This is a genomic window from Achromobacter aegrifaciens, assembly GCF_902859965.1.
Classification (GTDB): domain Bacteria; phylum Pseudomonadota; class Gammaproteobacteria; order Burkholderiales; family Burkholderiaceae_B; genus Achromobacter; species Achromobacter aegrifaciens.
Map to the genome: position 1 here is coordinate 61,991 of NZ_CADIKO010000002.1, position 26,165 is coordinate 88,155.

26 protein-coding genes are annotated in these 26,165 nt (G+C 68.4%); 12 read left to right on the forward strand and 14 right to left on the reverse strand.

The annotated features are described in order from the left end of the window. Window positions 1-8: 8 nt before the first annotated feature. The gene (locus HV793_RS11500; RefSeq protein ID WP_054456585.1) at window positions 9-215 is read right to left on the reverse strand and encodes a hypothetical protein; all 207 of its coding nucleotides are present in this window, start codon (window positions 213-215) and stop codon (window positions 9-11) included. After that, entirely contained in the window at window positions 190-1,890 is a 1,701-nt protein-coding gene (locus tag HV793_RS11505; protein ID WP_175213202.1) for an FAD-dependent oxidoreductase, read from the reverse strand. The genes HV793_RS11500 and HV793_RS11505 overlap by 26 nt, the downstream gene beginning before the upstream one ends. 148 nt (window positions 1,891-2,038) lie before the next feature. On the opposite strand from HV793_RS11505, the gene HV793_RS11510 reads away from it, so the two are divergent. The 4 genes from HV793_RS11510 (at window position 2,039) to HV793_RS11525 (ending at window position 3,974) form a co-directional block, all read left to right on the forward strand. Next, window positions 2,039-2,848 carry a helix-turn-helix transcriptional regulator gene (locus HV793_RS11510; protein WP_119449488.1) on the forward strand — a complete coding sequence of 270 codons (810 nt, stop codon included), beginning with the start codon at window positions 2,039-2,041 and terminating at the stop codon, window positions 2,846-2,848. 56 nt (window positions 2,849-2,904) lie between these two features. Beyond that, complete coding sequence (locus HV793_RS11515; protein WP_054456588.1) at window positions 2,905-3,129, forward strand: LysR substrate-binding domain-containing protein; 225 nt, start codon at window positions 2,905-2,907, stop codon at window positions 3,127-3,129. A gap of 162 nt (window positions 3,130-3,291) precedes the next feature. Beyond that, the gene (locus HV793_RS11520) at window positions 3,292-3,477 is read left to right on the forward strand and encodes a type II toxin-antitoxin system HicA family toxin (protein WP_119449491.1); all 186 of its coding nucleotides are present in this window, start codon (window positions 3,292-3,294) and stop codon (window positions 3,475-3,477) included. A 77-nt stretch (window positions 3,478-3,554) separates the two neighbouring features. Further along, window positions 3,555-3,974 (forward strand): type II toxin-antitoxin system HicB family antitoxin, encoded by a 420-nt coding sequence (locus tag HV793_RS11525; RefSeq protein WP_175213203.1) that lies wholly within the window; start codon window positions 3,555-3,557, stop codon window positions 3,972-3,974. 83 nt (window positions 3,975-4,057) lie between these two features. On the opposite strand, the gene argH is transcribed toward HV793_RS11525, so the two are convergent. Then, window positions 4,058-5,476 carry an argininosuccinate lyase gene (gene argH, locus HV793_RS11530; RefSeq protein WP_054456589.1) on the reverse strand — a complete coding sequence of 473 codons (1,419 nt, stop codon included), beginning with the start codon at window positions 5,474-5,476 and terminating at the stop codon, window positions 4,058-4,060. A gap of 135 nt (window positions 5,477-5,611) precedes the next feature. On the opposite strand from argH, the gene HV793_RS11535 reads away from it, so the two are divergent. From HV793_RS11535 to HV793_RS11545, 3 genes are all read left to right on the forward strand, one after another. Continuing rightward, complete coding sequence (locus HV793_RS11535) at window positions 5,612-6,961, forward strand: mechanosensitive ion channel family protein (protein WP_119449493.1); 1,350 nt, start codon at window positions 5,612-5,614, stop codon at window positions 6,959-6,961. A 90-nt stretch (window positions 6,962-7,051) separates the two neighbouring features. Further along, the gene (locus tag HV793_RS11540; protein ID WP_054456590.1) at window positions 7,052-9,109 is read left to right on the forward strand and encodes an NAD(+) synthase; all 2,058 of its coding nucleotides are present in this window, start codon (window positions 7,052-7,054) and stop codon (window positions 9,107-9,109) included. Between the two features lie 127 nt (window positions 9,110-9,236). Beyond that, window positions 9,237-9,575: a P-II family nitrogen regulator gene (locus HV793_RS11545; protein WP_013393295.1), complete on the forward strand. Its 339-nt coding sequence runs from the start codon at window positions 9,237-9,239 to the stop codon at window positions 9,573-9,575. Window positions 9,576-9,692: 117 nt separating this feature from the next. Here HV793_RS11545 and gspF read toward each other — a convergent pair whose 3' ends face one another. Then, entirely contained in the window at window positions 9,693-10,898 is a 1,206-nt protein-coding gene (gspF, locus tag HV793_RS11550; protein ID WP_175213204.1) for a type II secretion system inner membrane protein GspF, read from the reverse strand. A gap of 176 nt (window positions 10,899-11,074) precedes the next feature. Between gspF and gspD the strand changes: the two genes are divergently transcribed. Further along, a complete protein-coding gene (gene gspD, locus HV793_RS11555) occupies window positions 11,075-13,432 on the forward strand; it encodes a type II secretion system secretin GspD (RefSeq protein ID WP_175213205.1) in 2,358 nt (785 codons plus the stop codon). Next, entirely contained in the window at window positions 13,429-14,856 is a 1,428-nt protein-coding gene (gene gspE / locus HV793_RS11560; RefSeq protein ID WP_175163913.1) for a type II secretion system ATPase GspE, read from the forward strand. Before gspD ends, gspE begins: the two co-directional genes overlap by 4 nt. Window positions 14,857-14,892: 36 nt before the next feature. Here the strand turns inward: gspE and gspN are convergent, their stop codons facing one another. The 9 genes from gspN to HV793_RS11605 form a co-directional block, all read right to left on the reverse strand. After that, the gene (gspN, locus tag HV793_RS11565) at window positions 14,893-15,645 is read right to left on the reverse strand and encodes a type II secretion system protein N (RefSeq protein WP_119449495.1); all 753 of its coding nucleotides are present in this window, start codon (window positions 15,643-15,645) and stop codon (window positions 14,893-14,895) included. Window position 15,646: 1 nt separating this feature from the next. Beyond that, a complete protein-coding gene (gspM, locus tag HV793_RS11570; RefSeq protein WP_125472206.1) occupies window positions 15,647-16,234 on the reverse strand; it encodes a type II secretion system protein M in 588 nt (195 codons plus the stop codon). Further along, window positions 16,231-17,241 carry a type II secretion system protein L gene (locus HV793_RS11575; RefSeq protein WP_244958634.1) on the reverse strand — a complete coding sequence of 337 codons (1,011 nt, stop codon included), beginning with the start codon at window positions 17,239-17,241 and terminating at the stop codon, window positions 16,231-16,233. Before HV793_RS11575 ends, gspM begins: the two co-directional genes overlap by 4 nt. Further along, window positions 17,220-18,164 carry a type II secretion system minor pseudopilin GspK gene (gene gspK / locus HV793_RS11580; RefSeq protein WP_175182102.1) on the reverse strand — a complete coding sequence of 315 codons (945 nt, stop codon included), beginning with the start codon at window positions 18,162-18,164 and terminating at the stop codon, window positions 17,220-17,222. The genes HV793_RS11575 and gspK overlap by 22 nt, the downstream gene beginning before the upstream one ends. Next, on the reverse strand, window positions 18,161-18,766 hold the full coding sequence (locus HV793_RS11585) for a PulJ/GspJ family protein (protein ID WP_175213206.1): 606 nt from the start codon (window positions 18,764-18,766) through the stop codon (window positions 18,161-18,163). Before HV793_RS11585 ends, gspK begins: the two co-directional genes overlap by 4 nt. 2 nt (window positions 18,767-18,768) lie before the next feature. Beyond that, window positions 18,769-19,170 (reverse strand): type II secretion system minor pseudopilin GspI, encoded by a 402-nt coding sequence (gene gspI / locus HV793_RS11590; RefSeq protein ID WP_175213207.1) that lies wholly within the window; start codon window positions 19,168-19,170, stop codon window positions 18,769-18,771. After that, the gene (gene gspH / locus HV793_RS11595) at window positions 19,157-19,645 is read right to left on the reverse strand and encodes a type II secretion system minor pseudopilin GspH (RefSeq protein WP_175213208.1); all 489 of its coding nucleotides are present in this window, start codon (window positions 19,643-19,645) and stop codon (window positions 19,157-19,159) included. Before gspH ends, gspI begins: the two co-directional genes overlap by 14 nt. Continuing rightward, window positions 19,617-20,045 (reverse strand): type II secretion system major pseudopilin GspG, encoded by a 429-nt coding sequence (gspG, locus tag HV793_RS11600; RefSeq protein ID WP_054456600.1) that lies wholly within the window; start codon window positions 20,043-20,045, stop codon window positions 19,617-19,619. The genes gspH and gspG overlap by 29 nt, the downstream gene beginning before the upstream one ends. A gap of 133 nt (window positions 20,046-20,178) precedes the next feature. After that, window positions 20,179-20,613 carry a general secretion pathway protein GspC gene (locus HV793_RS11605; RefSeq protein WP_175213209.1) on the reverse strand — a complete coding sequence of 145 codons (435 nt, stop codon included), beginning with the start codon at window positions 20,611-20,613 and terminating at the stop codon, window positions 20,179-20,181. Window positions 20,614-20,824: 211 nt separating this feature from the next. Between HV793_RS11605 and HV793_RS11610 the strand changes: the two genes are divergently transcribed. The 3 genes from HV793_RS11610 to HV793_RS11620 are packed head-to-tail and all read left to right on the forward strand — an operon-like array spanning window position 20,825 to window position 25,239. Beyond that, the gene (locus HV793_RS11610; RefSeq protein WP_175213210.1) at window positions 20,825-22,831 is read left to right on the forward strand and encodes an alkaline phosphatase family protein; all 2,007 of its coding nucleotides are present in this window, start codon (window positions 20,825-20,827) and stop codon (window positions 22,829-22,831) included. Between the two features lie 18 nt (window positions 22,832-22,849). Continuing rightward, window positions 22,850-23,032: a hypothetical protein gene (locus tag HV793_RS11615; RefSeq protein WP_054456602.1), complete on the forward strand. Its 183-nt coding sequence runs from the start codon at window positions 22,850-22,852 to the stop codon at window positions 23,030-23,032. A gap of 35 nt (window positions 23,033-23,067) precedes the next feature. Beyond that, window positions 23,068-25,239, forward strand: a complete 2,172-nt coding sequence (locus HV793_RS11620; RefSeq protein WP_175213211.1) for a phosphocholine-specific phospholipase C — start codon at window positions 23,068-23,070, stop codon at window positions 25,237-25,239. Between the two features lie 3 nt (window positions 25,240-25,242). Here the strand turns inward: HV793_RS11620 and HV793_RS11625 are convergent, their stop codons facing one another. Continuing rightward, entirely contained in the window at window positions 25,243-26,145 is a 903-nt protein-coding gene (locus tag HV793_RS11625; RefSeq protein ID WP_054456604.1) for a LysR family transcriptional regulator, read from the reverse strand. Between the last annotated feature and the right edge of the window lie 20 nt (window positions 26,146-26,165).

Here is a 26,165-nt window from a genome sequence, read left to right on the forward strand (position 1 = left end):
TCCGTGGTTCATGGAATGTTCAAGGCGGGCGAACCGGGCTGGCTCGCCAGCATCTCGTCGACCGCCGCCTGCACACGGGCCGCGTCGTCCACGGCTTCGATGAGCAGAAGCGACAGCCGGGCCAGGCTGTCGCGCTGGGCCGCGGGGTCGGGCACGTTGGTCAGTGCAATGAGGCGCTCGAGCAGGTCGTCAAGCTGTTGCTGGGATAGCGGCATGGCTGGCGCCTCCGGTTGAGCGGTAGAGGCCGCGGGCCTCGGGCAGGGATTCGGGACAGGCGACGGGCGCATCCAGCGCCGCGCTGATCCAGGCCTGCACGGCCTGGGGATCGCGCGTCTCGGGCGTGGCGGCGGCCATGACGTGCTGGTCGGGGCGCAGCAGCCAGGCCTGGCCATCCAGCGTCTGGCCGAGCTGGTGCGCCAGAGCCGCGCGTCCACGCTCATCGCACAGCGGCCCGACGGCGGTCCAGCGCAGCAGGCCGTCGTCGTCCTCTACGCCGGCCGGCAGGGCATCGCCGAACACCAGGACGGTGAACCAGGGGCCAAGCAACCCGTGCAGGGTCAGCCCGTCGCTTTGCCGCAGCACCACGTTGGGTAGCGCGCGCCCGGCCAGGGCGTGCGGACCGCAAGCCAGCGCAGATTCGGGATAGATGGCCGGCATGCACAGGCGGCCGGTGTTGATCATGCGGGCGGCGACGGCGTGGCGCGGCGCCAGGTCGATGATGGCGTCGCGCCACAGCGCGGCCGAGCGGGCCGCGCCCGGGTAGACGAAGCGCGAGGAGCGGCGCGCCTGGCGGATGTTCTCCATCGCGGCGTGCTTGCGCTCCACGCTGTAGGTGTCCAGCAGGGAGTCGCTCGCGCGGCCTTGCAGCAGCAGGGCCAGCTTCCAGCCCAGGTTGTCGGCGTCCTGGATGCCGCCGTTGCCGCCGCGCGCGCCGAAGGGCGCGACCAGGTGGGCCGAGTCGCCTGCGAACAGCACGCGGTCGTGGCGCAGGCTGTCCAGGCATTCATGGCGGTAGGCCCAGACGCCGTGCCAGGCGATGTCGAATTCCACGCGTTCGCCCAGCAGGTCCCACACGCGCTGGCGCATCGCCGCGTCCGTTGCCGCCTCGGCCGGATCTTCGTCCGCGCGCAGTTGGAAATCCAGCCGCCAGGTGTCATCGGCCATCTTGTGGCGCCAGACCGCGCGGCCATGGTTGCTGCGCGCGTCCAGCCAGGTCCAGCGTTCCTCCGGCCAGGTGGTGTCGCGCAGCACGATGTCGATGATGATCCAGCGGTCCTCGGTCTGGTCGTAGACCCGCGGACTCAGGCCCAGCATGCCGCGCACCGCGCTCTTCGCGCCGTCGCAGGCGACGACCCATTGCGCGCGGCACAGATAGACGCCGTCGGGCGTCTCCACCTGCAGCGTCGCCGGGCCGTCCGCTTGCGGTTCGATGCCGGCGACGCGGTTCAACCAGCGCAGCTCGGCCAGCGGCTCGCGCATCAGCGCGTCCACCAGGAAGGCTTCCAGGTAGTACTGCTGCAGGTTGACGAAGCCGTTGTGGCGCATGTCGGGCTGGTCTTGCAGCGTGAATGAGGCCACCGCCATGTCGCGGCACAGCACGCGGCCCACGTTCCAGCGCACGCCCTTGCCGACCACGTCGCCGGCCATGCCGAGCCGGTCGAAGATGTCCAGCGTGCGCTGCGCCCAGACCATGCCGCGCGAGGCCAGGCCACGCACGCCGACGGTGTTGTCGTCGTCCAGCACGACCACGGGGATGCCGCGCCGCACCAGATCCAGCGCCAGCGTCAACCCGGTCAATCCGGCCCCCACGACCGCCACCGGATGCGGATCGCGGCGCGGGCGGTCCATTTCCTCGGGCCTGACGTATGGATAGATGGGAAGCTCTTTCATCGTTTTCCCTAGTTCGATGTGGTTTGTTGCAGGCCCCACTCTAGGAGCGCCGCGCGGGTCCGTCATGTCCTCACGGAAGAGGACATCGCGGCGGCGGGGGATGACCTTAGAATCGGGAAAACACGCGCAAGCGGGGGAAAACGACACCATGGAAGAGACAAACAACCCTATGCCCGCGGGCGGGGGGCCGGACCGTTGGGCCGAGTCCGCCGTCATGGACCTGGGCGGTCCGATGTTCCATGCCGCGCTGTTGCTGGCGTTGCGCGAAACCGTGGCCGCCGACCACGTGTCGCACGTGTTCTACGGCCACGAGGGCTCGGTGCAGTATTCGTCGGCCGCCAGCCTGCTCAACCAGTCCCTGATCGAATGGACCACGAATGTGTTCGTGGACAACGAGTTCTACCGGCGCGACCCCAATTACGGACTGCTGCGCGACATGGCGTGCCGGCCCGGCCACCATCCCGACCTGGTCGTCCAGACCGCGTCGCCCGAACGCATCGCGGATGACGAGTACCGCCGCGTGCTGTTCGAGCGCCCGGGCTTTGCCAGCAAGATTTCGCTCATCGGCTGCCGCGATGAGGGCATCAGCTACCTGAACCTGTATTTCTCGCACGCCCATTCGCCGGACGTAGCCGAACTGATGCGCGGGCGAGCGCCCCTGCTGATCGCGTTGGCGCGGCGTCATCACCAGTTGTGCCGCGCGGAAACGGACGCGCCGCGCGCGCCGTCCTGGTGCAGCGGACTGTCGCTGCGCGAGATCCAGGTGGCGGACTTGCTGCGCCAGGGCCATACGGCGAAGGAAGTGGGGCGCGAACTGGGCCTGTCGCCCACCACCGTGGTCACCTACAAGAACCGCATCTTCAAGAAGAACAACGTGGCCAGCCTGAAGGAGTTCCTGATCAAGGCGCCGGCCGCGCGCGCCGTGCCGGCCTGTATGCCGGAGGCGGGCGGGCGCTGAGCGTCGGGGCTGCTGCTGCCGGGTTTCGGCGCCGGCTCGCGGGCGTCGGGTAGCGCTTGCCCGCGGCCCAGGTCGACGCCGTCGTCGCCGGCTTCGGCATCGCGCAACTGGCGACCTGGCTGGCGGCCGACGCCTTGCGCGACGGCCGGGTGGTCGAGGTGCTGCCGCAATTGGCCACCGAAGGCCTGCCGCTGTACCTGGTGTGGCCGCTGGGCAAGCAGTTACTGCCCAAGGTGGACGCGGTGGTGGAAATGCTGGGGGAGTCGCTCAGCATCGTGTAGCGGGCGGTCGCAATATCGTTTGGTCTGAGAAAGTGACGGCCCTGCGCCGCGCTGTTCCTACGTCTTCTACGCTCATGGTGGGAGGAGGACGGCTCAAGTAAACAGTTCTGTTTATTTATTCAACATTTTTGTTTATGCTCAATCAGGCCGTGACCATCGGTCATGAAATACAGCGAATTCAAGAGATGGCTGGAACGACAAGGGGCAGTGTTTGTGCCGCATAAGTCAGGCAGCAGCCATTACCGGGTTACCTTGAACGGCGTGACTACGATCTTTCCGCATCACGGGTCCAAGGAAATGGGCAAGCACCTGGAAAGCGAAATCAAGAAACAGCTCGGTTTGAAATGACGTTGTGCGTCCCGCACGCCGGATGCGCGTCACGCAAACGGCCCTTGCCTGGCACTCTCATCAAACAGGAAGCCTGAATGCTGACCTATCCCTACACCCTGACTCGCGACACCAACGATACGTGGCTAGTCCAGTTTCCAGACATTCCAGAAGCGCTCACCGTGGGGCAGGACGTCGATGAGGCGGCAATCAACGCCGAAGAGGCGCTCGAAGCTGCGCTGGAGATCTACTTCGAGGCGCGTCGCCCCATTCCCATGCCCTCCAAACCTGCCAAGGGCCAGGCGTCAGTAACCTTGCCCGCCTTGGTCACCAGCAAGGTTTTTCTGTCGAACGAGATGATTCTTCAGGGGGTGCGCAAGGCCGAGTTGGCGAGGCGCATGGGGGTTCACATGCCGCAAGTGGACCGGTTGCTCAACGTGCGACACGCATCCCGGATCGAGCAAGTCGAATCCGCTCTCGGGCAGCTTGGGCGCCGCCTGGACGTGTCGATTGCCTGAGGCTGGCAAGCCTGCAAGTCCCGCATGTCAATGAAAATCGGCCCCGCTAACGGGGCCGATCATCTTGCATCGGAAAACCAGGCTTACTCCGCCGTTTCCTGCAGCACGCGCCGGGCTTCCTCGGCCACGCGCTCGGGGGCGGTGCCGCCCACGTGCTTGCGGGCCGCGACCGAGCCTTCCAGGGTCAGGACCTGGTGCACGTCGTCGCCGATGCTGGCGTGGTAGGCCTTGAGTTCGTCCAGCGACAGGTCGGCCAGGTCGCAGCCGCGCTGTTCGCAGTCGCGCACGGCGTGGGCCACGACTTCGTGGGCGTCGCGGAACGGCACGCCGCGCTTGACCAGGTAGTCGGCCAGGTCGGTGGCGGTGGCGAAGCCTTGGAGGGCGGCGGCGCGCATGTTGTCGGCCTTGACCTTGATGCCGCCGGCCATGTCCGCGAAGATCGTCAGCGTGTCGCGCACGGTGTCGACGGTGTCGAACAGGCCTTCCTTGTCTTCCTGATTGTCCTTGTTGTAGGCCAGGGGCTGGCCTTTCATCAGGGTCAGCAGGGCGACCAGGTGGCCGTTGACGCGGCCGGTCTTGCCGCGGGCCAGCTCGGGCACGTCGGGGTTCTTTTTCTGCGGCATGATCGAGCTGCCGGTGCAGAAGCGGTCGGCCAGGTCGATGAAGCCCACGCGCGGGCTCATCCAGAGCACCAGCTCTTCGGACAGGCGCGAGACGTGCGTCATGATCAGCGCGCCGGCGGCGCAGAATTCGATGGCGAAGTCGCGGTCGGACACGGCGTCCAGCGAATTGCGGCACACGCCGTCAAAGCCCAGGGTCTTGGCGACGCGCTCGCGGTCGATCGGGTAGGACGTGCCGGCCAGGGCGGCGGCGCCCAGCGGCAGGCGGTTCACGCGGCGGCGGCAGTCGGCCAGGCGCTCGGCGTCGCGGCCGAACATTTCGGCGTAGGCCAGCAGGTGATGGCCGAAGGTGACGGGCTGGGCGACTTGCAGGTGCGTGAAGCCGGGCATGATGGTGCCGGCGTTGTCCAGGGCCACCGTGGCCAGGGCGTGGCGCAGCTGGCGCAGCAGGTCCAGCAGGTTGTCGATTTCGGCGCGCAGCCACAGGCGGATGTCGGTGGCGACCTGGTCGTTGCGCGAACGGCCGGTGTGCAGGCGCTTGCCCGCGTCGCCCACCAGTTCCACCAGGCGCTTTTCAATGTTCAGGTGGACGTCTTCGAGGTCGAGCAGCCATTGGAAGCTGCCGGCGTCGATTTCGGACAGGATCTGTGTCATGCCGCGCTGGATGTCGGCCAGGTCCTGGGCGCCGATGATGCCCTGGGCGGCCAGCATGTCCGCGTGCGCGAGCGAACCCTGAATGTCGTAGCGCGCCAGGCGCTTGTCGAAATCCACGGACGCCGTATAGCGCTTGACGAGTTCGGAAACCGGTTCCGAGAACCGGGCGGACCAGGCCTGCGCCTTGTTGGCGAACTGGTTTTGATCGGGGGAGGGAGTGTTTGCCATGATGGGCGGAATTATAGGGCCTGGCGCGCAAGGCCGCGCCGCCGGGCGCGGGTTCCGCGGGGGCGAACCCTCCGGCCCGGCCTTTGTCGGATAATCCTGGATTAGTTTCAAGACCTTAGAGCAGGAAGAGAGTCTATGCCCCTGGAATGGGAAGAGCTGGTCACCCAATTGGATACCCATCTGCCGCGCGAAGCCTGGGCGCAGACGCTGATCGGAATCGCCGCGCTGATCCTGACGGCGCTGTTCGTCCAGTGGGTCGTGGCCCGGGTCGTGCTGTTGCTGGCCCATCGCGTGCTGGTGCTGAGCGGCCGGGGCGACTGGGACAAGGCCCTGCAACGCCGCCGGGCGTACCAGAACCTCTGGTACGCGGTGCCGTTCGCCGTGGTGTCGCTGGGCATAGGCCTGGTGCCGCACGTCGAGCGGGCGGTGACCATCGTCGGCCGGCTGGCGCATGCCGGCGCCTGGATCTGCGTGTTCGTGGCGTTTTCCGGGGTGCTGAGCGCCTGGCAGGATACCTATTCCGCCACCACCCGGGCGCAGACCCGCTCCATCAAGGGGTATATCCAGATCGGCAAGCTGATCCTGATGGCGGTATGCACCGTTTTGGTGCTTTCCATCCTGATCGACCGCTCGCCGCTCTGGATGATTTCCGGCCTGGGCGCGCTGTCCGCCGTGCTGCTGCTGGTGTTCAAGGACACGCTGCTGTCGCTGGTGGCCAGCACCCAGCTGACCAGCAACGACATGCTGCGCATCGGCGACTGGATCGAGATGCCGCAATCGAACGCCGACGGCTTCGTCAAGGACATCGCGCTGCACACGGTCAAGGTGCAGAACTGGGACAACACCGTCACCACGGTGCCCACCTACAAGCTGTTTTCGGAAAGCTACCGCAACTACCGCCACATGTTCGAATCGGGTGGACGGCGCATCAAGCGCACCGTGCGCATCGACTCGGCCAGCGTGCGCTTCCTGACCGACGACGAGGCGCAGCGGCTGATGCGTTTTCGCCTCTTGCACGACTACCTGCAGGCCAAGACCCACGATATCGCCCAGGCCAACCAGACCATGGGCGAACTGGCCAGCGTGCCCGCCAACCGCCGCCGCCTGACCAATATCGGCACCTTGCGGGCCTATGCGTTGGCCTATCTGAAACAGAATCCCGAGGTCCGCCAGGACATGGCGATGATGGTGCGCATGATGGAGCCCACCTCCGAAGGCATCCCGGTCGAGGTCTATTGCTTTACCGCCGTCACCGCCTGGGTCGAGTACGAGCGCATCCAGGGCGACATCTTCGACCATCTGCTGGCCATCCTGCCCGAACTGGGCCTGCGCCTGTACCAGCAGCCGTCCGGCGCCGATATCGGCGCAATGGGCGTCCACCTGCGCGAAGGCGCCTTGCAGGCCGCGCTGGCGGGCGAAGGCGGCCGTCCGGGCCTGGCCGCGCCGTCGGAACGCGGCCTGACCGACGAGAAGATGCCGCGCTAGCGGACAGCAGGCGCGGCAAGGCGTGGGGGCGGGGCCGGCGGGTGGCCCCGTGAGATAATCCAGGCGTTGAAATCCCTGGCGATAGACCCGATGTCGAACCCGTTCTTCAACCTGTATTCCCACGGCTTTGCCCGGGTGGCCGTCGGCGTGCCCGAATGCAAGGTCGCGGACCCCGCCTTCAACGCCGCCCAGACCATCGCGCTGGCGCAGCAGGCCGCCCAGGGCGGCGCGGTGCTGGCGGCGTTTCCCGAGCTGGGCCTGTCCGCCTATACCTGCGACGACCTGTTCCACCAGAAGGCCCTGCTGGACGAATGCGAAGCCGCGCTGGCCCAGGTGGTGGCGGCAACCGCTGAAATGGACATCGCCGTCGTGGTCGGCGCGCCGTTGCGCGTGGCCCATCAGCTGTTCAATTGCGCCGTGGTCGCCGCCGGCGGCCGCGTGCTGGGCGTGGTGCCCAAGAGCTACCTGCCCAACTACGGCGAATTCTACGAAGCGCGCCAGTTCAGCGCCGGCGATTGCGCCACCGCATCCGAGATCCGCCTGCTGGGGCAGACTGTGCCGTTCGGGTCCGAGCTGGTCTTCCAGATGGAAAAACTGCCGCTGTTCCAGTTCCACGTCGAAATCTGCGAAGACGTCTGGGTGCCGATCCCGCCGTCTTCCTACGCCGCGCTGGCGGGAGCCACCGTGTTGGTGAACCTGTCGGCCTCCAACATCGTGGTCGGCAAGTCGGAGTACCGCCACCAACTGGTGGCGCAGCAGTCGGCGCGCTGCCTGTCGGCTTACATGTACACCTCCGCCGGGCGGGGCGAGTCGTCCACCGACATGGCCTGGGACGGCCAGGCGCTCATCTACGAAAACGGCGAACTGCTGGGCGAATCCGAACGCTTCCTCGGCCATTCCCACCTGCTGTTTGCGGACGTGGACCTCGAACGCCTGTCGCGCGAACGCATGCGCCAGACCACATTCGGCCAGTCCGTGCGTCGCCACCAGGACGAAGTCCGCAAATTCCGCAGCGTGGCGGTCCCCGTGAATCCGCCGCTGGAAGACGCCGAGCTGCCGCTGGAGCGGCGCGTGGCGCGCTTTCCCTATGTGCCGGCCGACCCGCAGCGCCGCGACGCCCGCTGCAAGGAGGTCTACAGCATCCAGGTCCAGGCCCTGGTCCAGCGCCTGTCGGCCAGCCGCATGTCCAAGGTCGTCATCGGCATTTCCGGCGGGCTGGATTCCACCCATGCGCTGCTGGTCTGCGCCAAGGCCATGGACGCGCTGGACCTGCCGCGCTCCAACATCCTGGCCGTCACCATGCCGGGCTTCGCCACCAGCTCGCGCACGCTGCAGCAGGCGCGCAAGCTGATGGAGGTGGTGGGGTGCACGGCTTCCGAGATCGACATCCGGCCCAGCTGCCTGCAGATGCTCAAGGACCTGGGCCATCCCTATGCCGACGGCAAGCCGGTCTATGACATCACCTTCGAGAACGTGCAGGCCGGCGAACGCACCAACCACCTGTTCCGCATCGCGAATTTCAACAACGCCATCGTCATCGGCACCGGCGACCTGAGCGAGCTGGCCCTGGGCTGGTGCACGTACGGCGTGGGCGACCACATGTCGCACTACAGCGTCAATGCCAGCGTGCCCAAGACGCTCATCACCCACCTGGTGCGCTGGGTCGCGGAATCCGGCCGCCTGGGCGACGAAGGCGCGCAGGTGCTGCTGGACGTGCTGGGCACCGACGTCAGCCCCGAACTGGTGCCGGGCGGCGCGGACGACAAGCCGGTGCAGAAGAGCGAAGACTCCATCGGTCCCTATGAACTACAGGACTTCAACCTGTACTACACGCTGCGCTACGGCTTTGCGCCGACCAAGGTGGCGTTCCTGGCGCTGGCGGCCTGGCGCGACCGCGAGGCCGGCGCCTGGCCCGAGGGTGGCCACGTGGCCCGCAACCAGTACGATCTGGCGGCCATCAAGCGCAACCTGAAGATCTTCCTGGACCGTTTCTTCCGCCTCAGCCAGTTCAAGCGTACCTGCGTGCCGAACGCGCCCAAGGTCGGCTCCGGCGGTTCGCTGTCGCCGCGCGGCGACTGGCGCGCGCCCAGCGACTCCGAGTCGGCGGTGTGGATGCGCGACGCCGAACGTATTCCCGACGAGGCCTGACCGGGATTTCCCGCCCAAGGGGGACCCGGCGTCCGGGCCCCCGCGGGTGGTATTCTCTTATCCGATGCGCCCTGCAGCCATGCCGTGTCAGGGCGACGCAACAGATCAAAAACCCAGGACGACCAACGTGAAACAAGTCACCGCCATCATCAAACCCTTCAAGCTCGACGAAGTCCGCGAAGCGCTGGCCGAAGTCGGCGTCAGCGGCCTGACCGTTACCGAAGTCAAGGGTTTCGGCCGCCAGAAAGGCCATACCGAGCTCTACCGCGGCGCCGAGTACGTGGTGGACTTCCTGCCCAAGATCCGCGTTGAAGTGGTGCTGCCCGACAGCCAGGTCGAAGCCGCCATTGAAGCCGTGGTCAAGGCTGCCCGCACCGGCAAGATCGGCGACGGCAAGATCTTCGTCACGCCGGTCGAACAGGCCATCCGCATCCGCACGGGCGAAAGCGACGAAGAGGCGCTGTAAGTTCCTGGGGACTTGCGGCTGGCCGGATCCGCCGGCAGCCGCGAGACCGCAGCAGGATATTGCGGGCTTGGCGCGGCGGGGAAGCTGCCGCACCAAGCCCGCAACGCATTTTCCAGCCTAGCGGATGAGCTGATTCATCTCCAGGATCGGGCTCATCACCGCCAGCACGATCAGCAGCACGAATCCCCCCATCAGCAGTATCAGCGCCGGCTCCAGCAAGGCCGTCATGGCCATGGCGCGCCGCTCCAGATCGCGCGACAGGTTCTGCGCGCCGCGGTCCAGCAGTTCGGGCAGGCGGCCGGTCTTCTCGCCGCTGGCGATCAGATGCACCAGCAGCGACGGAAACACCTTTTGCGCGCCCAGCGAGGCCGACAGCGACGCGCCTTCGCGCACGCGCGCAGAGGCTTCGTCCACCGCCTGGCGCAGCACATCGTTGCCCAGGGTGCGGCGCGCCGCCTCCAGCGCCGTCAGCAATGCCACGCCACTACCTGAGAGTATCGCCAGCGTGGAAGCAAAGCGCGCGGCATTCACACCCAGCGCGAAGCGTCCCGCCAAGGGCAGCTTCAGCACGCGCGCATGCCAGGCCCGCCGCGCAGCGGGTGCGCGCAACGCATACCGCCACAGCGCGACGGCCGCCGCCAACGCCGCGCCCGTTGCCACGCCCCATTCGCGCACATAGTCCGACAACGCCAGCATGATGCGCGTCAAGAGCGGCAGTTCCTGCTTGGCCTGGCTGAACGCCGACACCACCTGCGGCACCACATAGCCCAGCAGGAAGATCACGATGATCACCGACACGCAGGCCACCACCGCCGGATAGATGAACGCGGTCAGCACCTTGCTGCGTAGCGCGTTGCGCTCCTCGATGTAGTCCGCCAGCTTCTCCATCACTTGCGCGAGATCGCCCGATTCCTCGCCAGCGCCGATAAGCGCGCGGTAGATCTCCGGGAAGTCGCGCGGCCGCGCGGCCAGGGCCGTGGACAGCTTGTGGCCCGCGCGCACGTCGTCGCGCACGCCGCCCAGGGTGGCGGCGATATGTTTTTTCTCGGCCTGCTCCAGCGTGGCGCTCAGGGCCGCGTCCAGCGGCAGGCTCGCGGCCAGCAGGCTGGCGAGCTGGCGCGTCAGCCAGGCGAGATCCGCATCCGACAGGCGCGTGCGCAGCGATGCGCCGAACCCTTCGGCGCGCGCCGCGAGGGACGTGGACAGCGGCAGCAGGCCGCGGCCGCGCAGCTGGTTGCGGGCGCCGCGTTCGCTGTCGGCGTCGATCGTGCCGCGCACGATCTTCCCTAGTGCGTCGGTGGCTTCGTAACGGAAGGAAGGCATCTGGAAAGCATGGCCAGCGCGCATTCAAAAAGCGCGCAAAGCCCCGAATTTAAAGGGTTTCAAGGCCGCTACGATGCCTGCGGATTATGACCGTAGTGTTGCACTGTCACCACGTATACTCCGACGCGCTTTCACGTTTTTTCACACGATTTCACGTTTCAGGCACCTATCCCGTCATGCGTCATATTGCGCAATTCAGCCTTGCGGTACTGCTCGCCGCAAGCCAGCTCGGACCCGCAGCCAGCAGGGCTCACGCTCAACAGACCGACAATCGCGTCAGTCTGAATTTCGTCGACACCGACATCCCCGCCGTGCTGCGCGCGCTGTCGTTGTTCACGCAGCGCAACTTCCTGGTGGATCCGCGCGTCAAGGGCAAGCTGACGCTGGTGTCGGACCGTCCCGTGGACAGCGCGCAGGCGTTGTCGATGCTGACGGGCGCGCTGCGCATGCAGGGTTTTGCCATCGTCGAGGTCGACGGCGTGACGCGCGTGGTGCCCGAGGCCGATGGCAAGCTGCAAGGCAGCGTGGTCGCGGGCAGCGCGCGTCCCGCGCAAGCCGTGGGCGGCGCGGGCCGCGGTCCGGTGCCAGTGTCCGCGTTTGCCAAGGGCAGCAGCGGCGAAATGCTGACCCGCGTCTTCCCGCTGAAGTACGAAAACGCCGCCAACCTGGTGCCGGTGCTGCGCCCCATGGTGCCGCCCAACAACCCGATCAACGCTTATCCCGGCAACAACACGCTGGTGGTAACGGACTACGCCGACAACCTGGAGCGGATCGCGCAGGTCATCGCGCGCATCGACGTGCCCAGTTCGATCGACACCGACGTGGTGCCGGTGCGTTCGGCCGTGGCCACCGACCTCGCCATCCTGGCCTCGCAACTGCTGGATACGCAAAGCAGCGACCCGACCCAGCGCATCGCCGTGGTGGCCGATCCGCGCAGCAACAGCGTGCTGGTGCGTTCCGGCAGCCCGGCGCGCACGCGGCTGGCGCGCGATCTCATCATGAAGCTGGACGCGCAGCAGAACCGCGCTGGCAACCTGCACGTGGTCTACATGCGCAACGCGCAGGCCACGCGCATCGCCGAGGTCCTGGGCGGGTTGCTGACGGGGCAGGCGAATTCCGCGCCCGGCGCCACGGGCGGCGCCAGCGGCGGCACGGGCGCGCAGGGCGGAGCGCGCACGCAGAACGCCGCGGCTGGCATGCCGGCCCAGGCGACAGCGGGCATGGCCGGCATGTCCGGTTCGAACACGGGCGGATTGTCGGGCGAACAGGAACGCATCTCGCGCGAAGACAACAGCACGCAGGCCGTGTCGTATTCGGCCGGCGGCGCCACCATCCAGGCCGATCCGGCTACCAACTCGCTCATCATTTCCGCGCCCGAGCCGCTGTACCGCAGCCTGCGCGAAGTCATCGACCAGCTCGACCAGCGCCGCGCGCAGGTGCTGGTGGAAAGCCTGATCGTCGAAGTCAGCGAGGCCAAGGCGGCGGAGTTCGGCATCCAGTGGATGACGGGCGCCGGCAACATCAACAGCGACGGCACCAGCTTCATCGGCGGCACCAACCTGGGCGGCAGCGGCATCACCGGCAAGGGGCCGACCACCATCGACGGCATCGGCAGCGGCCTGAGCCTGGGGGTGGTCAAGGGCACGGTCGACGTGCTGGGCAACAAGGTGATCAACCTGGGCGTGCTGGCTCGCGCCATGGAGAACACTGGCGAAGCCAACATCCTGTCCACGCCCAACCTGCTGACCCTGGACAACCAGTCGGCCAGCATCCTGGTGGGCAAGACCGTGCCGTTCGTGACCGGGCAGTACGTGACCTCGGGTAGCAACGGCAGCACCAATCCATTCCAGACGATCGAACGTGAGGACGTGGGCCTGAAGCTGAACATCCGGCCGCAGATTTCCGAGGGCGGCGCGGTAAAGCTGGACATCTACCAGGAAGTCAGCAGCATCGACGAAAGCCGCTCCAACTCCACCACCGGCATCGTGACCAACAAGCGGGCCATCGACACCAGCGTGCTGATCGACGACGGCCAGATCATCGTGCTGGGCGGCCTGCTGGAAGACAACGTCACGCTCTCCACCAACAGCGTGCCGCTGCTGGGATCCTTGCCGGTGATCGGCTCGCTGTTCCGCTACGACACGCGCAAGCGCACCAAGACCAACCTGATGGTGTTCCTGCGCCCCTACGTGGTGCGCGACGCCAACCGCACGGCGGGCGTCACCATGGACCGCTACGACTACATGCGCCGCGCGCAGGCGGCGGTGCAGCCGGGCCAGCACTGGGCGCTGCCCGACATGCAGGCGCCGATGCTGCCGCCGCCGGGCTCCGCGCCCTCGGTGTCCAACAACGCCTATGACCTGCGTCCGGAACATCAGGCTGAAACGCTGCGCCGGCCGGCGCCGGTCACGGCGCAGTCTTTTGCGGTGCGCCAGTATCCCGGCACGGAGTCTGCGCGCGACGCGTCGGAGGCGATCCGCGTGTCGCGCACGCTGATGCACAGCGTGGCCGTGGACCCCGATACGCTGCTATGAGCGCGCACCCCTTGCCTTATGCCTGGGCGCGGGCGCAGCGCGCGCTGCTGTCGCTGCGCGGCGGCCAGGCCCGGCTGACCGTCAGCCCGCGCACGCCGGAATGGGCGGTGCGCGAGATCCGCCGCTGCCACGGCGACATCGAGTTGGCGCAGGTCGAGGACCAGGCGCTGGAAACCTTGCTGACCGCGGCCTACAGCCATTCGGAGGATGCGGCCTCGGTGATGGGCGTGGCCGAGAACGAGATCGACCTGGACCGCCTGATGCAGGACATGCCCGAGGTGGCGGACCTGCTGGAGGCCCAGGACGACGCGCCCGTGATTCGCATGATCAACGCGCTGTTCGCCCAGGCGGCGCGCGACGGCGCCAGCGACATCCACATCGAACCCTTCGAGACCCACTCGGTGGTGCGCTACCGGGTCGACGGCACCCTGCGCGACGTGGTGTCGCCGCGCAAGGCGCTGCACGCCGCGCTGATCTCGCGCATCAAGATCATGGCGCACCTGGACATCGCCGAAAAGCGCTTGCCGCAGGACGGCCGCATCGCGCTGCGCGTGGGCGGACGACCCATAGACGTGCGCGTGTCCACCTTGCCCACCGGGCACGGCGAACGCGCGGTGCTGCGCTTGCTGGACAAGGAAGCGGGGCGCTTGCAGCTGGAGAAGCTGGGCATGGACGCGGGCGTGCTGGGCCAGCTGGACCGGTTGATCCGCCAGCCGCACGGCATTGTGCTGGTGACGGGGCCCACCGGCAGCGGCAAGACCACCACGCTGTACGCGGCATTGAGCCGCCTGGACGCGTCCACCAGCAACATCCTGACGGTCGAGGACCCGATCGAATACGACCTGGCCGGCATCAGCCAGACACAGGTCAACGCCAAGATCGACATGAGCTTCGCGCTGGCCCTGCGCGCGATTCTGCGGCAGGATCCCGACGTCATCATGATCGGCGAAATCCGCGACCTGGAGACCGCGCAGATCGCGGTGCAGGCCTCGCTCACCGGTCACCTGGTGCTGGCTACGCTGCACACCAACGACTCGGTGTCCGCCGTGACCCGGCTCACGGACATGGGCGTGGAACCTTTCCTGCTGGCGTCATCGCTTTTGGGCGTGCTGGCGCAGCGCCTGGTGCGCAAGCTCTGCCCGGCCTGCAAGAAACCCGCCACGCAGGACGGCGCGCGTGTGTTCCATCCGGTAGGCTGCGACGCCTGCAACCATACCGGCTACAGCGGGCGTTCCGGCATCCACGAACTCTTCACGGTGGACGACGAGGCGCGCCGGCTGATCCACGAAGGGCGTGACGAACGCGAACTGCGCCGCGCGGCGGCCGCGTCAGGCATGCGCACCATGCGTGAGGACGGGCAGCGCTGGGTGGATAGCGGGCAGACCTCGCCGGAGGAAATCCTGCGGGTCACGCGGGACGCCTAGCGGACGATGGGGAACGCCAGCGACTTGTCGCTGTGCCTAGGTGCCGAACGACGCCACATCCCCCGAACGCCGCCCCAGCGCCGACAACAGTCCGTCCAGCGCCGCCCGATCCGCCTCGCGCGCGGCGCCGGCGTAGGTTGCCTGGCCCTGGAACTTCAGGCCGCCGCGCCCGCCCGCGCTGCCCTGGCCGCTGACGTCCAGCAGGCCGCTTTCCGTGCTCAACGCCAGCGTGGCGCCAGACTTGCCGCCTTGTACCCGCAGCAGATACGAGCCCACGGGCGCCACCGGCGTCAGCGCGGTGCTGGCGTTGCGCCAGCGCAGTTCGGCCACGGGGCCGGCGGGCAGGGGCGCGCCCAGCCGCAGCGGCTGCCAGCGGACTTCCAACGTGCCCTGGGGGGCAATGGTGTTCCACGGCGCGCCCAGCGCGGACAGGATGGAGGCGGGCGCGCGCAGCGACTGGGCCGGCACGGACACGCCGTTCCAGCCGGGCGTGGCGCGCAAGGGACCTTGCAGCCAGGGGTGGGAGATATCCAGAGCGAGCACGTCCCAGCGCCATTGCCATTGCACCGGTTGCGGCAGCATGCGGCGCGCGCCAGGCGGGCCCAGCGCGATCCAGGCGCTGCCGCGCCACAAGGTGCCGCTGGCGTCGGCCAACGTGACCGGCGCCTTGTCCGGCAGCAGGGCCAGCAGCCAGCGCGCGGGCAGCACGGTGACGGCGGCCGCGGCGGCGCAGACGGCGCCGGCCAGGAGCAGGGCGGCGGAACGTTTGGAAAGCGGGAAGCCGGACATCTCAGCCACGCTCCGAAGCTTGCGGCGCCATCAGGCTCACCTTGCCATTGACCAGGCCGGGCAGCGGCCGCCCGTTGACATTGGCGGCACGGGTGAGCTGCACTTCCTTGACCGCCAGGCCCCAATCGCGCGCTGCTCCGTCGAGCCAGCGCAGCAAGGCCGAAGAGGGCGCCTGCTTCAGCGTCAGCAGCACGCCCGGGCCGTGTTCGGGCTCGCCCAGCGCCCACTGTTCCGCGGCGAGTCCGGCGCGCTCCAGCGAGGCGCCGATTTCCGCGGCGCTGGGCATGGCGCCGGCGGGCTCCGCGGATTTACGCCGCAACGCCGTGGCTTGGGCGGTCAGGTCCGCGACCGTGGCCGCCTGGCCGCGCAGCGCGGGCAATTCCGTTTGCAGTTTGCGCAGCGTGTTCAGGGGCGGTTCGATCAGGGTCACGAAGACCAGCGCGCCGCCCAGCAGCAGGGCAGCCGCGGTCACCAGCCGGCGCTCGCGCGGCGCCAGCGCCTGGTAGCGTAGTCCGGCGCGCGCCAGCGCGGGAGTCAGGGTCTTGGCCAGCGACTGTCTGGCCGCATGCAGGGCTTGCGGGAGTTTCATGGTTGCGCGCGCACGATGCGCCAGGTGGTGTCGTTGTCGCCGCGTTCGAGCTTCAGGCCCAGGGCCGCGGCTTGCTGGATCAGCGCGGGCGTCTCAGCCACGCGTTGCGACTGCTCGCCGGCATCTGCCAGTTGCAGCGTCAGCGCCTGTTCGGCGTAGCCCAGGCGGGCTACCTTGTCGGCGGCGAAAGGCAGGGCCTGGGCCGCGGCGCGCGCCAGGGGCAGCAAGTCGGCGGCATTGGCCGCGCCGCGGTTCGCCTGCAGCGCGTCCAGGCCTTGCTGCGCCTGGCGCGGCGGATCCAGGACCACCGGCAGGTCGGGGAACGCGGCCAGGACCTGCGCGTGCATGCCGTTGCGCAACGCGTCGGCTTCGGCTTGCAGTTGCGAGGCGTACAGGTTCAGCCCGCCTATCCAGACCACTGCCGCGGCCGCGCCCCAGCGCCAGGCGGGGCGCCAGGCCGAGACGCGGGCCGGCGCCAGCTGGGGCATGGCCAGCGACCACGAAGGCGAGGGCGCCTGCCAGCGGGGATCGGCAGGGTCGCGCAATGGCGCCGTGGTTTCGGCCCCCAGCGCTTGCGGCGCGATGAGCGCCTGCGTGCGCAAGCCCTGCGCATTCAGCAGGCTCCAGCCGCGGCGCACGGGTTCGCGCGCGGCCCAGGCCAGCGGCACCGTGCCGTCGGTCGAGCGCGGGCCGTGGCCGATGGCCAGCGCGTCCAGGTCGCTGAGCACCAGCGGCTCCAGGGCGCTGTGCACCGCGGCGGCAAATCGGGCGCGCGCCACCGCGGGGATCTGCACGCTGGCGGCGATCACGTCGGCGGGATGCAGCACGGCTTCGCAGGCGGCGTGGGGATAGGCATGGCCCAGCGCCTCAAGCGCGAGCTCGCCCTGGCGGGCGCAGCGGCCGCGCCGGTCGAACCAGGCATAGGGCAGGAGAGAGCCGGCGCCGAACTCGTCCAGCGGCGGCAGCGCGATGCGCAGGATGTTCTTCAAGGTATTTCTCTGGTCCATAAGGTGTCTGGGGCGGCGGGCGGTGAACTGCGCAGCAGCGCCTGCATGGAGATGCGCGCCCGCTCATAGGCCACGGTGCCGCTGGCCAGGAACCAGCCGCTGGTGGTGGCGACGGCGGGCGCAGGCGCTTTGACCCCCGCGCCCGCCAGACGATTGGCGAAATCGCCGGAATTGTTGAACCAGTTGCCGCGGTCGCGCTCGCCCGCCATGGAACGCGCCTGGCTGAGCGACAGGCCGGGCACCAGTGCCGCAAGCACCTCCGCGGGCGCGGTGTTGACGTTGACGCTGGTGGAAACGGGCAGCACCGTCATCGTGCGGCGCAGCTCGTTGCGAGCCGACGGCTCCAGCGCCAGCAGGGCCGCCACTTCGTCCACGCCGCGCGGCAAAGGGGCGCGGGCGTCGGGCGCGGGCCGTCCTGGCGGCGCCGCCGGCGCATCCGCCGGCGGCGCCACGGGCTGCGCGGCCGACATGATGTCCACCATGCGCGCGGCCAAGGTGTCGGGCAGTTGCAGCGTGTTCAGCAGCCGGCGCAGCACCCGTTCCTGCTCGGGCTGCGGCACGCCATTGTTCGCCAGGTTATAGAGGTTGTACTTGCCTTGTTCGTCCTGCACGCGGCCGGAGAACACCGCGACGCGTTCGTCGCCGGGGCGTTCGATGCGCGTGTCGAGCACCGGGGTGGCCCAGATCTGGTCGCCGCGGGTGATGGATTCGCGCTTGCTGTGGTCGCGCACGATCAGGCGGGCCCAGTCTATGCCGCCCGCCAGCATGGCGCGCGCCTGCACCCGCGCCATCTCGTTTTCCACGCGCCGCGTGCTGGCGGTCTGGCGCTGGAACAGGCCGGTGGTCAAGGCCGCGACGATGGCGACGATGATGAGCGCACTGATGACCGCTGCGCCGCGTTCTGCGTTACTCGGGCGTCTCATGGCAGCTCCAGCACGCGGGTATAGCGCTCGGGGGATCCCGGGGCGCCGCGTTCCAGCACGATCTCCAGGCCGGTCGGAGCGGCGGCCTGATTGCCTTCGCCATTCACCCAACCGGTACCCGGCACCCAGGCGCGCAGCGTCAAGGCTCGCGTGCCGGGCAGCAGGAGGATGCCGTTGTCCGCCGCGGGCAGCGGACTGCGCGCCGCCGATGGCCCGCTGGCGCGCCACAGGCCGTCCTTGCGCACCTGCCATTGCACGCGCTGCCACAGGCCGTTGCCGTCAGGGTCGGGGCGCAGGATCTCGAACACGGGCCCGCCGCCTGCACGGCGCAGCAGGCGCAGGCCGCTGGTGTAGGCCTGCGCGTCCAGACCCGCCGGCTCGAAGCCGGGTCCGGTGTAGGACAGTTCCACATCGCGCGCCATCTGGCCCAGTGTGCGGACGATGGCGTCGATGTCCTCGGCCTGTTCCTCGATCCGCTCGCGCGCGCCGGACACGCTGGCCAGGCCGCGCCAGGCCATCAGGCTGACCAGCGCCATCAGCGCCAGGGCCACCAGCACTTCGATCAGCGTGAAGCCGGCTTGGGATCGGGGAGGGCGGCGCATGGCTATCTCAGGCTGGACAAGAGGCCATCCAGCTGCAGCAGTACGGCGTCCGCCTGCGCGGCGCTGGCGTCGCGCACCCTGATCGACACCTGGCGGAAGCTGCGGTTCATCGAATTCGTAAACTCCATTTCGCACTGCAAAGCCCGGCCGCCCTGAGCACAGGGCGCGCTGCGCGTGCCTGCGCGCGGCAGCGCTTGTTCCAGCCGCAACTGGGCCAGCGCGTTCTGCGCAGCCAGCAGCGCCAGCGTCTTGTCCTGCAGGGCGCGGTTGTTTTCCGCCATGACGCCGGTCGCGCGCAGGGCGGCGCCCATGGCGACGGCGATGATGGCCAGGGCCACCAGCACTTCGATCAGCGTGAACCCGCGCTGTCGGTCGCGCGGGCGGGGCGGTTCATTGAATTTCATAGCGGCCCGCGGCGTCGCGCTGCAAGGTGACGCGGGCATCGCCCGCGCTCAGCGTCAGCGTGACCGGCGCGGCGACCCATTCCGTGTTGAACACCAGCGGCCGGTCCGGATCGAGCCGTAGCGCCACCGGCGCCGCCGACCAGGATTGCGGGCGCAGCACCTCGTCGCGCTCCAGCCGGTCCGGCGGCAGCGGCCTGTCTTCCTCGGCGTTCGGGCCTGGCAGCCGGCCCTGGCGTTCGAACGACCAGCCCTGGCCGTTGGCGAGCCAGCGGATGGGACGGCCGTCGCTGCGGGCCTCGCTCTGGGCCACGGTGAAGGCGTCGGCCAGGCGCAGGGCGTCGCCGCGCAAGCGGTTCTCGCCGCGGCCCACGGACAGGCTCACCATGCTGGCCGCGATCGCCACGATCACCAGCACCACCAGAACTTCGACCAGCGTGAAGCCGCGTTCAGAGTTCCCAGGAGCCGATGTCGGCATCGCCGCTCTCTCCGCCGGGCTTGTTGTCGGCGCCGAACGAGAACACGTCGATATCGCCTTTGACGCCAGGGCTCAGGTATTGGTAGGGATGGCCCCAGGGATCGTTGGGCAGCTTGTCCAGGTACCCGCGCCAGTTGTTCACGCCTTCGGGCTTCTGCACCAGCGCGCGCAAGCCCTGCGCAGTGCTGGGGTAGCGGCCATTGTCCAGGCGGTACAGCTTCAACGCCTGCATGATGCCGGCGATGTCCTGGCGCGCGGCGACCTGGCGGGCCTGGTCGGGACGATCCAGCACGCGGGGGACGATCAGCGCCGCAAGTATCCCCATGATCACAATCACCACCATGATCTCGATGAGGGTGAAACCTTGCTGGCGGGCAAGCCCGCGCGGTAACTGACGCACTTGATGACTCCGGTCTTTCAGTAGGAGCGGAGGATTGTGGACATGAAATATGACAGCAATAGTGACGGCGCGGCCAAATGCGGGCAGGTCCGGTCTGCGCCCGGGGCGCGCGTCGCAGCGCCTGCGGTGCGGCTCACTTTTCGCGCGATATGCCGGCGGGAGCGGGCAGGGCGGCCGGGGCCGGCAGGCGGCTGGCGCGCCCAGCCTGTTCCACCGTCACCGCGTCCGCGGCGACTTCGCGCAGCACGATGCCGGGGGCCACTTCGCCGCCCGCGCGCCAGGCCAGCGGCGGGCCGCCGTCGATGCTGAGCACGGCGGCGCCATCGGCGCCTGCGGCGATCACGCCTAGCACGGTGATCTGTGTGCGCATGGCCTCGTCCTTGCCGAACCACAACGCCACGGGCGTGTTGTCGGCAGCGCGCGGCGCTTGCGCCGACACCGCGGGAGGCAGGGCGCCAGCCTTGGGCGCAAGCAGGATCGACGCCCATACGCCCAGGCCGGCGGCCAGGGCCAGCACGGCGAGTATGCGGAATGCGGCGGGCGGGGTCGGGCGCAGGAACAGGGGCATGGATTGAACGTGCGTGGCGGGTTGAGACCGCGCCGACTATAGCCGCCGCACATGACAAGCCCGCGATGCGCGGCGCCTGCGCCATGGTTGCGCGCAAAAGAATCCTGATCCGTCGATCAAGGTTTCTCTTCTTTGCTTCACGGGGCTTTCACCTTGACTGGCCATCATGTGGCCCTGCATAAAACCCTGTTCATGACTAGAGAAGAGAAGCATGCAAGCATTGAATTGGAGAAGATGGTGCGCGGCCCTGCTGGCGACCAGTGCCCTGGCGGGCTGCGGCGGCAGCGACGATGACGACGACACCGAAGCGCCGCCGACCCAGCCGCCTGTGACCCAGCCGGACCCGACGCCCGCCGACAAGGTGCTGTTCATCGGCGTCGACGGCCTGACCTATGACGCGATGCGCCGCGGCGTGGCCGACAAGGCCTTGCCGAACCTCGCGCAGCTCAACGCCACGCGCGCCTGGACCGGCGGCGTGACGGACGCGCCCACGCAGCAGCCCACGTTGCTGGCGCCGGGCTGGGCGACGCTGCTGACCGGGCAATGGGCCGACCAGCACGGCGTGCGCTACAGCGTGCAGGGCGAAACGCTGCAATCGCCGACCCTGTTCCAGCGCATCAAGCAGGCGCGCCCCGAAGCGCGCACCGCCGCCGCCTTCAATTCGACCGTGGTGGCCGGCCTTATCGCCGGCCAGCGCGACGCGGGCTATCTGCAGTCGCTGACCGACTGCGCCGGCGCGGACGATTGCGTCGCCGCCCAGGCGCGCGACCGCATCACCGAAGGCTATGACGTGGTGGTGGCGCAGTTCGGCGCGCCGGAACGGATTGCCTCGGAGAACGGCTTCGGCTCGGCCTATGACAGCGCGATCCGGCAGGCCGACGCCGCCATCGGCGCGCTGACCAAGCAGATCGCCGACCGCAAGGCGGAGCACCCCGGCGAGAAGTGGCTGGTGATCGTGGCTTCCAGCCACGGCCTGGGCAAGACCGGCGCCAGCGACGGCCGTCCCATGTCCTCGAACAAGACCATCCTGTTGGCCGCCAACCAGCCTGCGCTGCTGGGCGGCAGCGCCGACGACGCGTCGTTCGACGGCCTGTGGGACAACAACTGGTACGCGCTGCCCAGCGCGGCCGATGTGGCGCCGACGGTGCTGGACCACCTGAAGGTTCTGCCGCCCGCCGCCAAGTACGACATGGCGGGCACCTCGCTTGCCGGCAAGCTGGCACTGCGCCACACCGCGGCCCGCACCTCGACCGACAACAAGAGCGTGACGCTGAGCTGGGTGCGCGTGGGCGAGCCGGCCGGCGACATCGTGGTCAGCCGCGACGGCGTGGAGATCGCACGCGTGGCCGGCACGGTCGCCGAGTATGTGGACAAGGGCTTCAAGTTCGACACCGAGGGCGTGCACACCTTGAACTACAGCGTGGCGGTCGGCAGCGCGGTCAGCGCCGCGCGCACGACCGTGGCCTACACCAAGCCGCTGCCGTTGCTGGCTTCGCTGCGCACTGGCCTGACGATGCTGTTCCCGTTCGAAGGCAATATGACCGACATCGCCGCGGGCGGCGGAGCCATCACGCCGTTCGACGGCACGCAGGCGCCGGCCTATGCCGACACGGGCGTGTTCGGCAAGATGTTCAAGAACGACCGCAGCGCGGCGGCCCTGGGCGGCTTCAAGCTGGACTATCCGGCAGGCATGCTGGACGCGGCCCAGGCCTTCACCATCGGCTTCTGGTACCAGTCCGACGGCACCGCCAACGACCGGTCCATCCTGGGCAACAAGGACTACAACTCCGGCGGCAACCCTGGCATCACCATCGCGCAGTGGGCAGGTCCGGTGCTGTATTTCAACCTGGCTGGCGGCGGCTCGCGTGTCGACATCAACAACGTCAAGTTCACCCCGAACAAGCCGGTCTACGTTGCGATGACCGTGAACAAGACGGCCAAGACCCTGACGGCCTCCGTCTACGACAGCGAACTGGGCTTCTCGCAGCGCACCATCGGCACGGGCTCGGTCGACCTGACCAAGATCGCTGGCGTCTACGGGCCGCACCTGGGCCTGAACGAAGACGGACGCGGCACCTATGGCGTCTGCTGCGCCGGCACCAAGGGTCCCTACACGATGTATTTCGACGACCTGGCGTACTGGTCGCGCGCGCTCACCGAAGCTGAAGTGAAGTCGCTCGCCCTGTCCGGCAAGTCCGTTTCCGAACTGTTTCCCTGATGTACCGAGGATAAAAAAATGAGCATGTCCATGATCTTGCGCGGTTTCCTGCGCCTGGGCGCGGTGCTGATGCTGAGCGCCACGCTGGCTGCCTGCGGCGGCGATGACGGCGACGACGACGGTGGCAAGGACCCCGGCACCGGCCAGCCCGAAACGCCGAAGCCCGAGCCCGTCAAACCCGAATTGCGTTGCGCGCCTTGAGCGGCGCTCCCTCCAGATCCATAGGAATAGAATCCGTGACGTTCGATAAAGACCAGGTCCACGCCGGCAAGCGCCGCTTCCTGCGCAACGCCGCCGCCTCGACCGCAGGCCTGACCGCGCTGTCGATGTTCCCGCCGGCGATCCGCCGCGCGCTGGCCATCCCCGCCAACAACCGCACCGGCACCATCAATGACGTCGAGCACGTGGTCATCCTGATGCAGGAAAACCGCTCCTTCGATATGTACTTCGGCACCTTCAAGGGCGTGCGCGGCTTCGGCGACCGCATCACCATTCCGCTGCCTGAAAAGCGTTCGGTCTGGGAGCAGAGCAACGGCACCCGCGTGGTGATGCCGTATCACCTGGACAGCAGCCAGGGCAACGCCCAGCGCGTGGCCGGCACGCCGCACGACTACGTGGACGCGCAAATGGCCTGGGACGGCGGCCGCATGGACCACTGGCCGCGCTACAAGCAGAACCAGTCCATGGGCTACTACAAGAAGAAAGAGGTGGAGTTCCAGTTCGCGCTGGCCGAAGCCTTCACGCTGTGCGACGCCTATCACTGTTCTACCCACGGCGGCACCAACACCAACCGCCTGTTCCACTGGACTGGCACCAACGATCCGCTGGCCCTGGGCAACGGCCCCTCGACCCGCAACCAGTGGGACAGCCTGGGCGCCTCGTCGACCGGCTGGACCTGGAAGACCTATCCCGAGCGCCTGCAAGAAGCCGGCGTCAGCTGGAAGGTCTACCAGAACCTGCCCGAAAACTTCGGCGACAACCCGCTGGCCGGCTTCAAGCAATACCGCCGCGCCAACGAGCTGGCCGGCAACAGCGCCAACGGCGCGCCGTATCCGGCCTGGACGCCGTCCATGGACGCCGCCAACCCGCTGTACAAGGGCACGGCCAACACCATGCCCGACGGCGGCTTCCTGAAGGCGCTGCGCGAGGACGCCGTCAATGGCACGCTGCCGCAGGTGTCGTGGATCGTGGCGCCCGCCACGTATTCCGAGCACCCCGGCCCGTCCAGCCCGATCCAGGGCGCCTGGTACATCCAGGAAACGCTGGACGCGCTGACGGCCAACCCCGAGGTCTGGAGCAAGACCGTGCTGCTCATCAACTTCGACGAGAACGACGGCTATTTCGACCACCTGCCGCCGCCCGCCGCGCCCTCGCTGAACCCGGACGGCTCGATGGCCGGCGCCTCCACCGTCAACACCGACCTGGAGCGCCATACCCATGCCTCCGCCCAGGACGCCGCCGACGACCGCGTCTACGGCCCGGGCCCGCGCGTCCCCATGTACGTGGTGTCGCCGTGGAGCCGCGGCGGCTGGGTCAACTCGCAGGCATTCGACCACACTTCGGTGCTGCGCTTCCTGGAAGCCCGCTTCGGCGTGGCCGAGGACAACATCAGCCCCTGGCGCCGCGCGGTGCTGGGCGACCTGACTTCGGCCTTCAACTTCGCCACGCCCAACAACGAAAAGCTGCCCGACCTGAACCTGCTGACCCGCGCGGGTTCGGACAGCGAGCGCAGCGCGCAGGAAGCGCTGAAGGCCGTGCCGCTGCCCGATCCCAGCACCCAGGCCAAGCCGGTGCAGGAGCAGGGCGTGCGCTATTCCCGCGCCTTGCCCTACGAACTGCACACCAGCGCACGCGCCCAGCCGGACACGGGCGCCATGCGCCTGGTGTTTTCCAATACGGGCAAGGAGGCGGCGGTGTTCCACGTCTATGACCGCCTGCACCTGGACCGCCTGCCGCGCCGCTACACGGTGGAGCCGGACAAGCAGCTGGAAGGCAACTGGGACACGGCGGCCGACGGCGGCAAGTACGACCTGTGGGTGCTGGGCCCCAACGGCTACCACCGCCATTTCGCGGGCGACCTGGCCCTGGCCCGCACGTCGGCGCTGGCGCCGGAGATCCGCGTCTGCTACGAAATCGCCAAGGGCGACGTCTACGTCAGCTTCATTAACGGCGGCAAGAATCCCTGCACCTTCGAAGTCGCGCCCAACGCCTACTACGCCAACCACGAGCGCTGGAAGTTCACGGTGCCCGCGGGCGGCCAGGTCGAACAGCACTGGGCGCTGGAAGGCAGCCAGGGCTGGTACGACTTCACCGTGCGCCTGGCCGAAGACCCTGCCTATCTGCGCCGCTTTGCCGGCCGCGTGGAAACCGGCCGCCCGTCGGTGACGGACCCGGCGATGGGGCTGTAAGTCTCAGGCGGCGGTCTGCGGTTCGCGCGCCTGGAACGCCTGGGCGCAGGCCTCGCAGATCGCCGCCGTGATGCCCTGGCGCGCATGCTCGCGCCGCTCCAGCATGCCAATGGCGCGCGCCATCGGTCCCAGGTCCTGGGGCAGGGTCAGAATCCGCAGTTCCGGGCTGTGCTGCCAGTTGGAGCCGTTGATCAGCGGCAGCAGCGTCACGCCGACCTCCTGGCGCACCAGCTCGACCAGGGTCTCGATGGCGTTGAGTTCCAGGTATTCGTTCAGCGGCACCGCCAGGCGGCGCAGCAGCCGGTCTATTTGCAGGCCGGTGCGCTGGGTGCGGTCAAAGCGCAGGAAGGGGTTCTGCGCCAGTACCTGGCGCGCGTCTTCGCCCGGCGCCGAGCGCGGCGCGATGACGACCAGCTGCTCTTCATATAGTGCGGTCCAGCGGGTGCTGGCCATCTTGCGCCCGGCCTCCACCAGGAAGGCCGCGTCCAGCTCGCCGTCCTCGACCTTGCCCGCCAGCTCACTGGCCTTGCCCGACAGGATGCGCACGTCCAGCTTGGGGTGCTGCTTCTTCATGCCCGACACGACCTTGGACAGGGTCCCCATGCACGACACGATGCTGCCCACGGCGACCGACCCGGCCAGCTCGCCGGGCACGGTGCGCGGCAGCCGCATGCGGTCGTAAAGATCCAGCAAGTGCTTGATTTCCGGCAGTAATTCCCGGCCGGCGGCATTCAGGATGGCGAGCCGTCCACTGCGGTCGAAGAGTTCGCGGCCCAGTTCCGTTTCCAGGGAGCGCATCTGGAAGCTGACCGCGGCCTGGGTCAGCGCCACCTGTTCGGCCGCTTCGGAGAAGGAGCCGTGGTGCGCGACCGCCAGGAAAGTGCGCAGAAAACGGATGGTACTCACAAAAATCTCTTTTATGACGA

Coding starts and splice junctions, on each gene's coding strand:
- gspM (WP_125472206.1), bottom strand. CDS start 16,234: ATGAAACTCCCGCAAGCCCTGCATGCGGCCAGACAGTCGCTGGCCAAG.
- gspK (WP_175182102.1), bottom strand. CDS start 18,164: ATGAGACGCCCGAGTAACGCAGAACGCGGCGCAGCGGTCATCAGTGCG.
- gspD (WP_175213205.1), top strand. CDS start 11,075: ATGCGTCATATTGCGCAATTCAGCCTTGCGGTACTGCTCGCCGCAAGC.
- HV793_RS11615 (WP_054456602.1), top strand. CDS start 22,850: ATGAGCATGTCCATGATCTTGCGCGGTTTCCTGCGCCTGGGCGCGGTG.
- HV793_RS11575 (WP_244958634.1), bottom strand. CDS start 17,241: ATGGACCAGAGAAATACCTTGAAGAACATCCTGCGCATCGCGCTGCCG.
- gspI (WP_175213207.1), bottom strand. CDS start 19,170: ATGAAATTCAATGAACCGCCCCGCCCGCGCGACCGACAGCGCGGGTTC.
- HV793_RS11610 (WP_175213210.1), top strand. CDS start 20,825: ATGCAAGCATTGAATTGGAGAAGATGGTGCGCGGCCCTGCTGGCGACC.
- gspH (WP_175213208.1), bottom strand. CDS start 19,645: ATGCCGACATCGGCTCCTGGGAACTCTGAACGCGGCTTCACGCTGGTC.
- HV793_RS11505 (WP_175213202.1), bottom strand. CDS start 1,890: ATGAAAGAGCTTCCCATCTATCCATACGTCAGGCCCGAGGAAATGGAC.
- HV793_RS11525 (WP_175213203.1), top strand. CDS start 3,555: ATGCTGACCTATCCCTACACCCTGACTCGCGACACCAACGATACGTGG.
- gspE (WP_175163913.1), top strand. CDS start 13,429: ATGAGCGCGCACCCCTTGCCTTATGCCTGGGCGCGGGCGCAGCGCGCG.
- HV793_RS11510 (WP_119449488.1), top strand. CDS start 2,039: ATGGAAGAGACAAACAACCCTATGCCCGCGGGCGGGGGGCCGGACCGT.
- HV793_RS11540 (WP_054456590.1), top strand. CDS start 7,052: ATGTCGAACCCGTTCTTCAACCTGTATTCCCACGGCTTTGCCCGGGTG.
- HV793_RS11500 (WP_054456585.1), bottom strand. CDS start 215: ATGCCGCTATCCCAGCAACAGCTTGACGACCTGCTCGAGCGCCTCATT.
- HV793_RS11605 (WP_175213209.1), bottom strand. CDS start 20,613: ATGCCCCTGTTCCTGCGCCCGACCCCGCCCGCCGCATTCCGCATACTC.
- HV793_RS11585 (WP_175213206.1), bottom strand. CDS start 18,766: ATGCGCCGCCCTCCCCGATCCCAAGCCGGCTTCACGCTGATCGAAGTG.
- argH (WP_054456589.1), bottom strand. CDS start 5,476: ATGGCAAACACTCCCTCCCCCGATCAAAACCAGTTCGCCAACAAGGCG.
- gspN (WP_119449495.1), bottom strand. CDS start 15,645: ATGTCCGGCTTCCCGCTTTCCAAACGTTCCGCCGCCCTGCTCCTGGCC.
- HV793_RS11535 (WP_119449493.1), top strand. CDS start 5,612: ATGCCCCTGGAATGGGAAGAGCTGGTCACCCAATTGGATACCCATCTG.
- HV793_RS11520 (WP_119449491.1), top strand. CDS start 3,292: ATGAAATACAGCGAATTCAAGAGATGGCTGGAACGACAAGGGGCAGTG.
- gspF (WP_175213204.1), bottom strand. CDS start 10,898: ATGCCTTCCTTCCGTTACGAAGCCACCGACGCACTAGGGAAGATCGTG.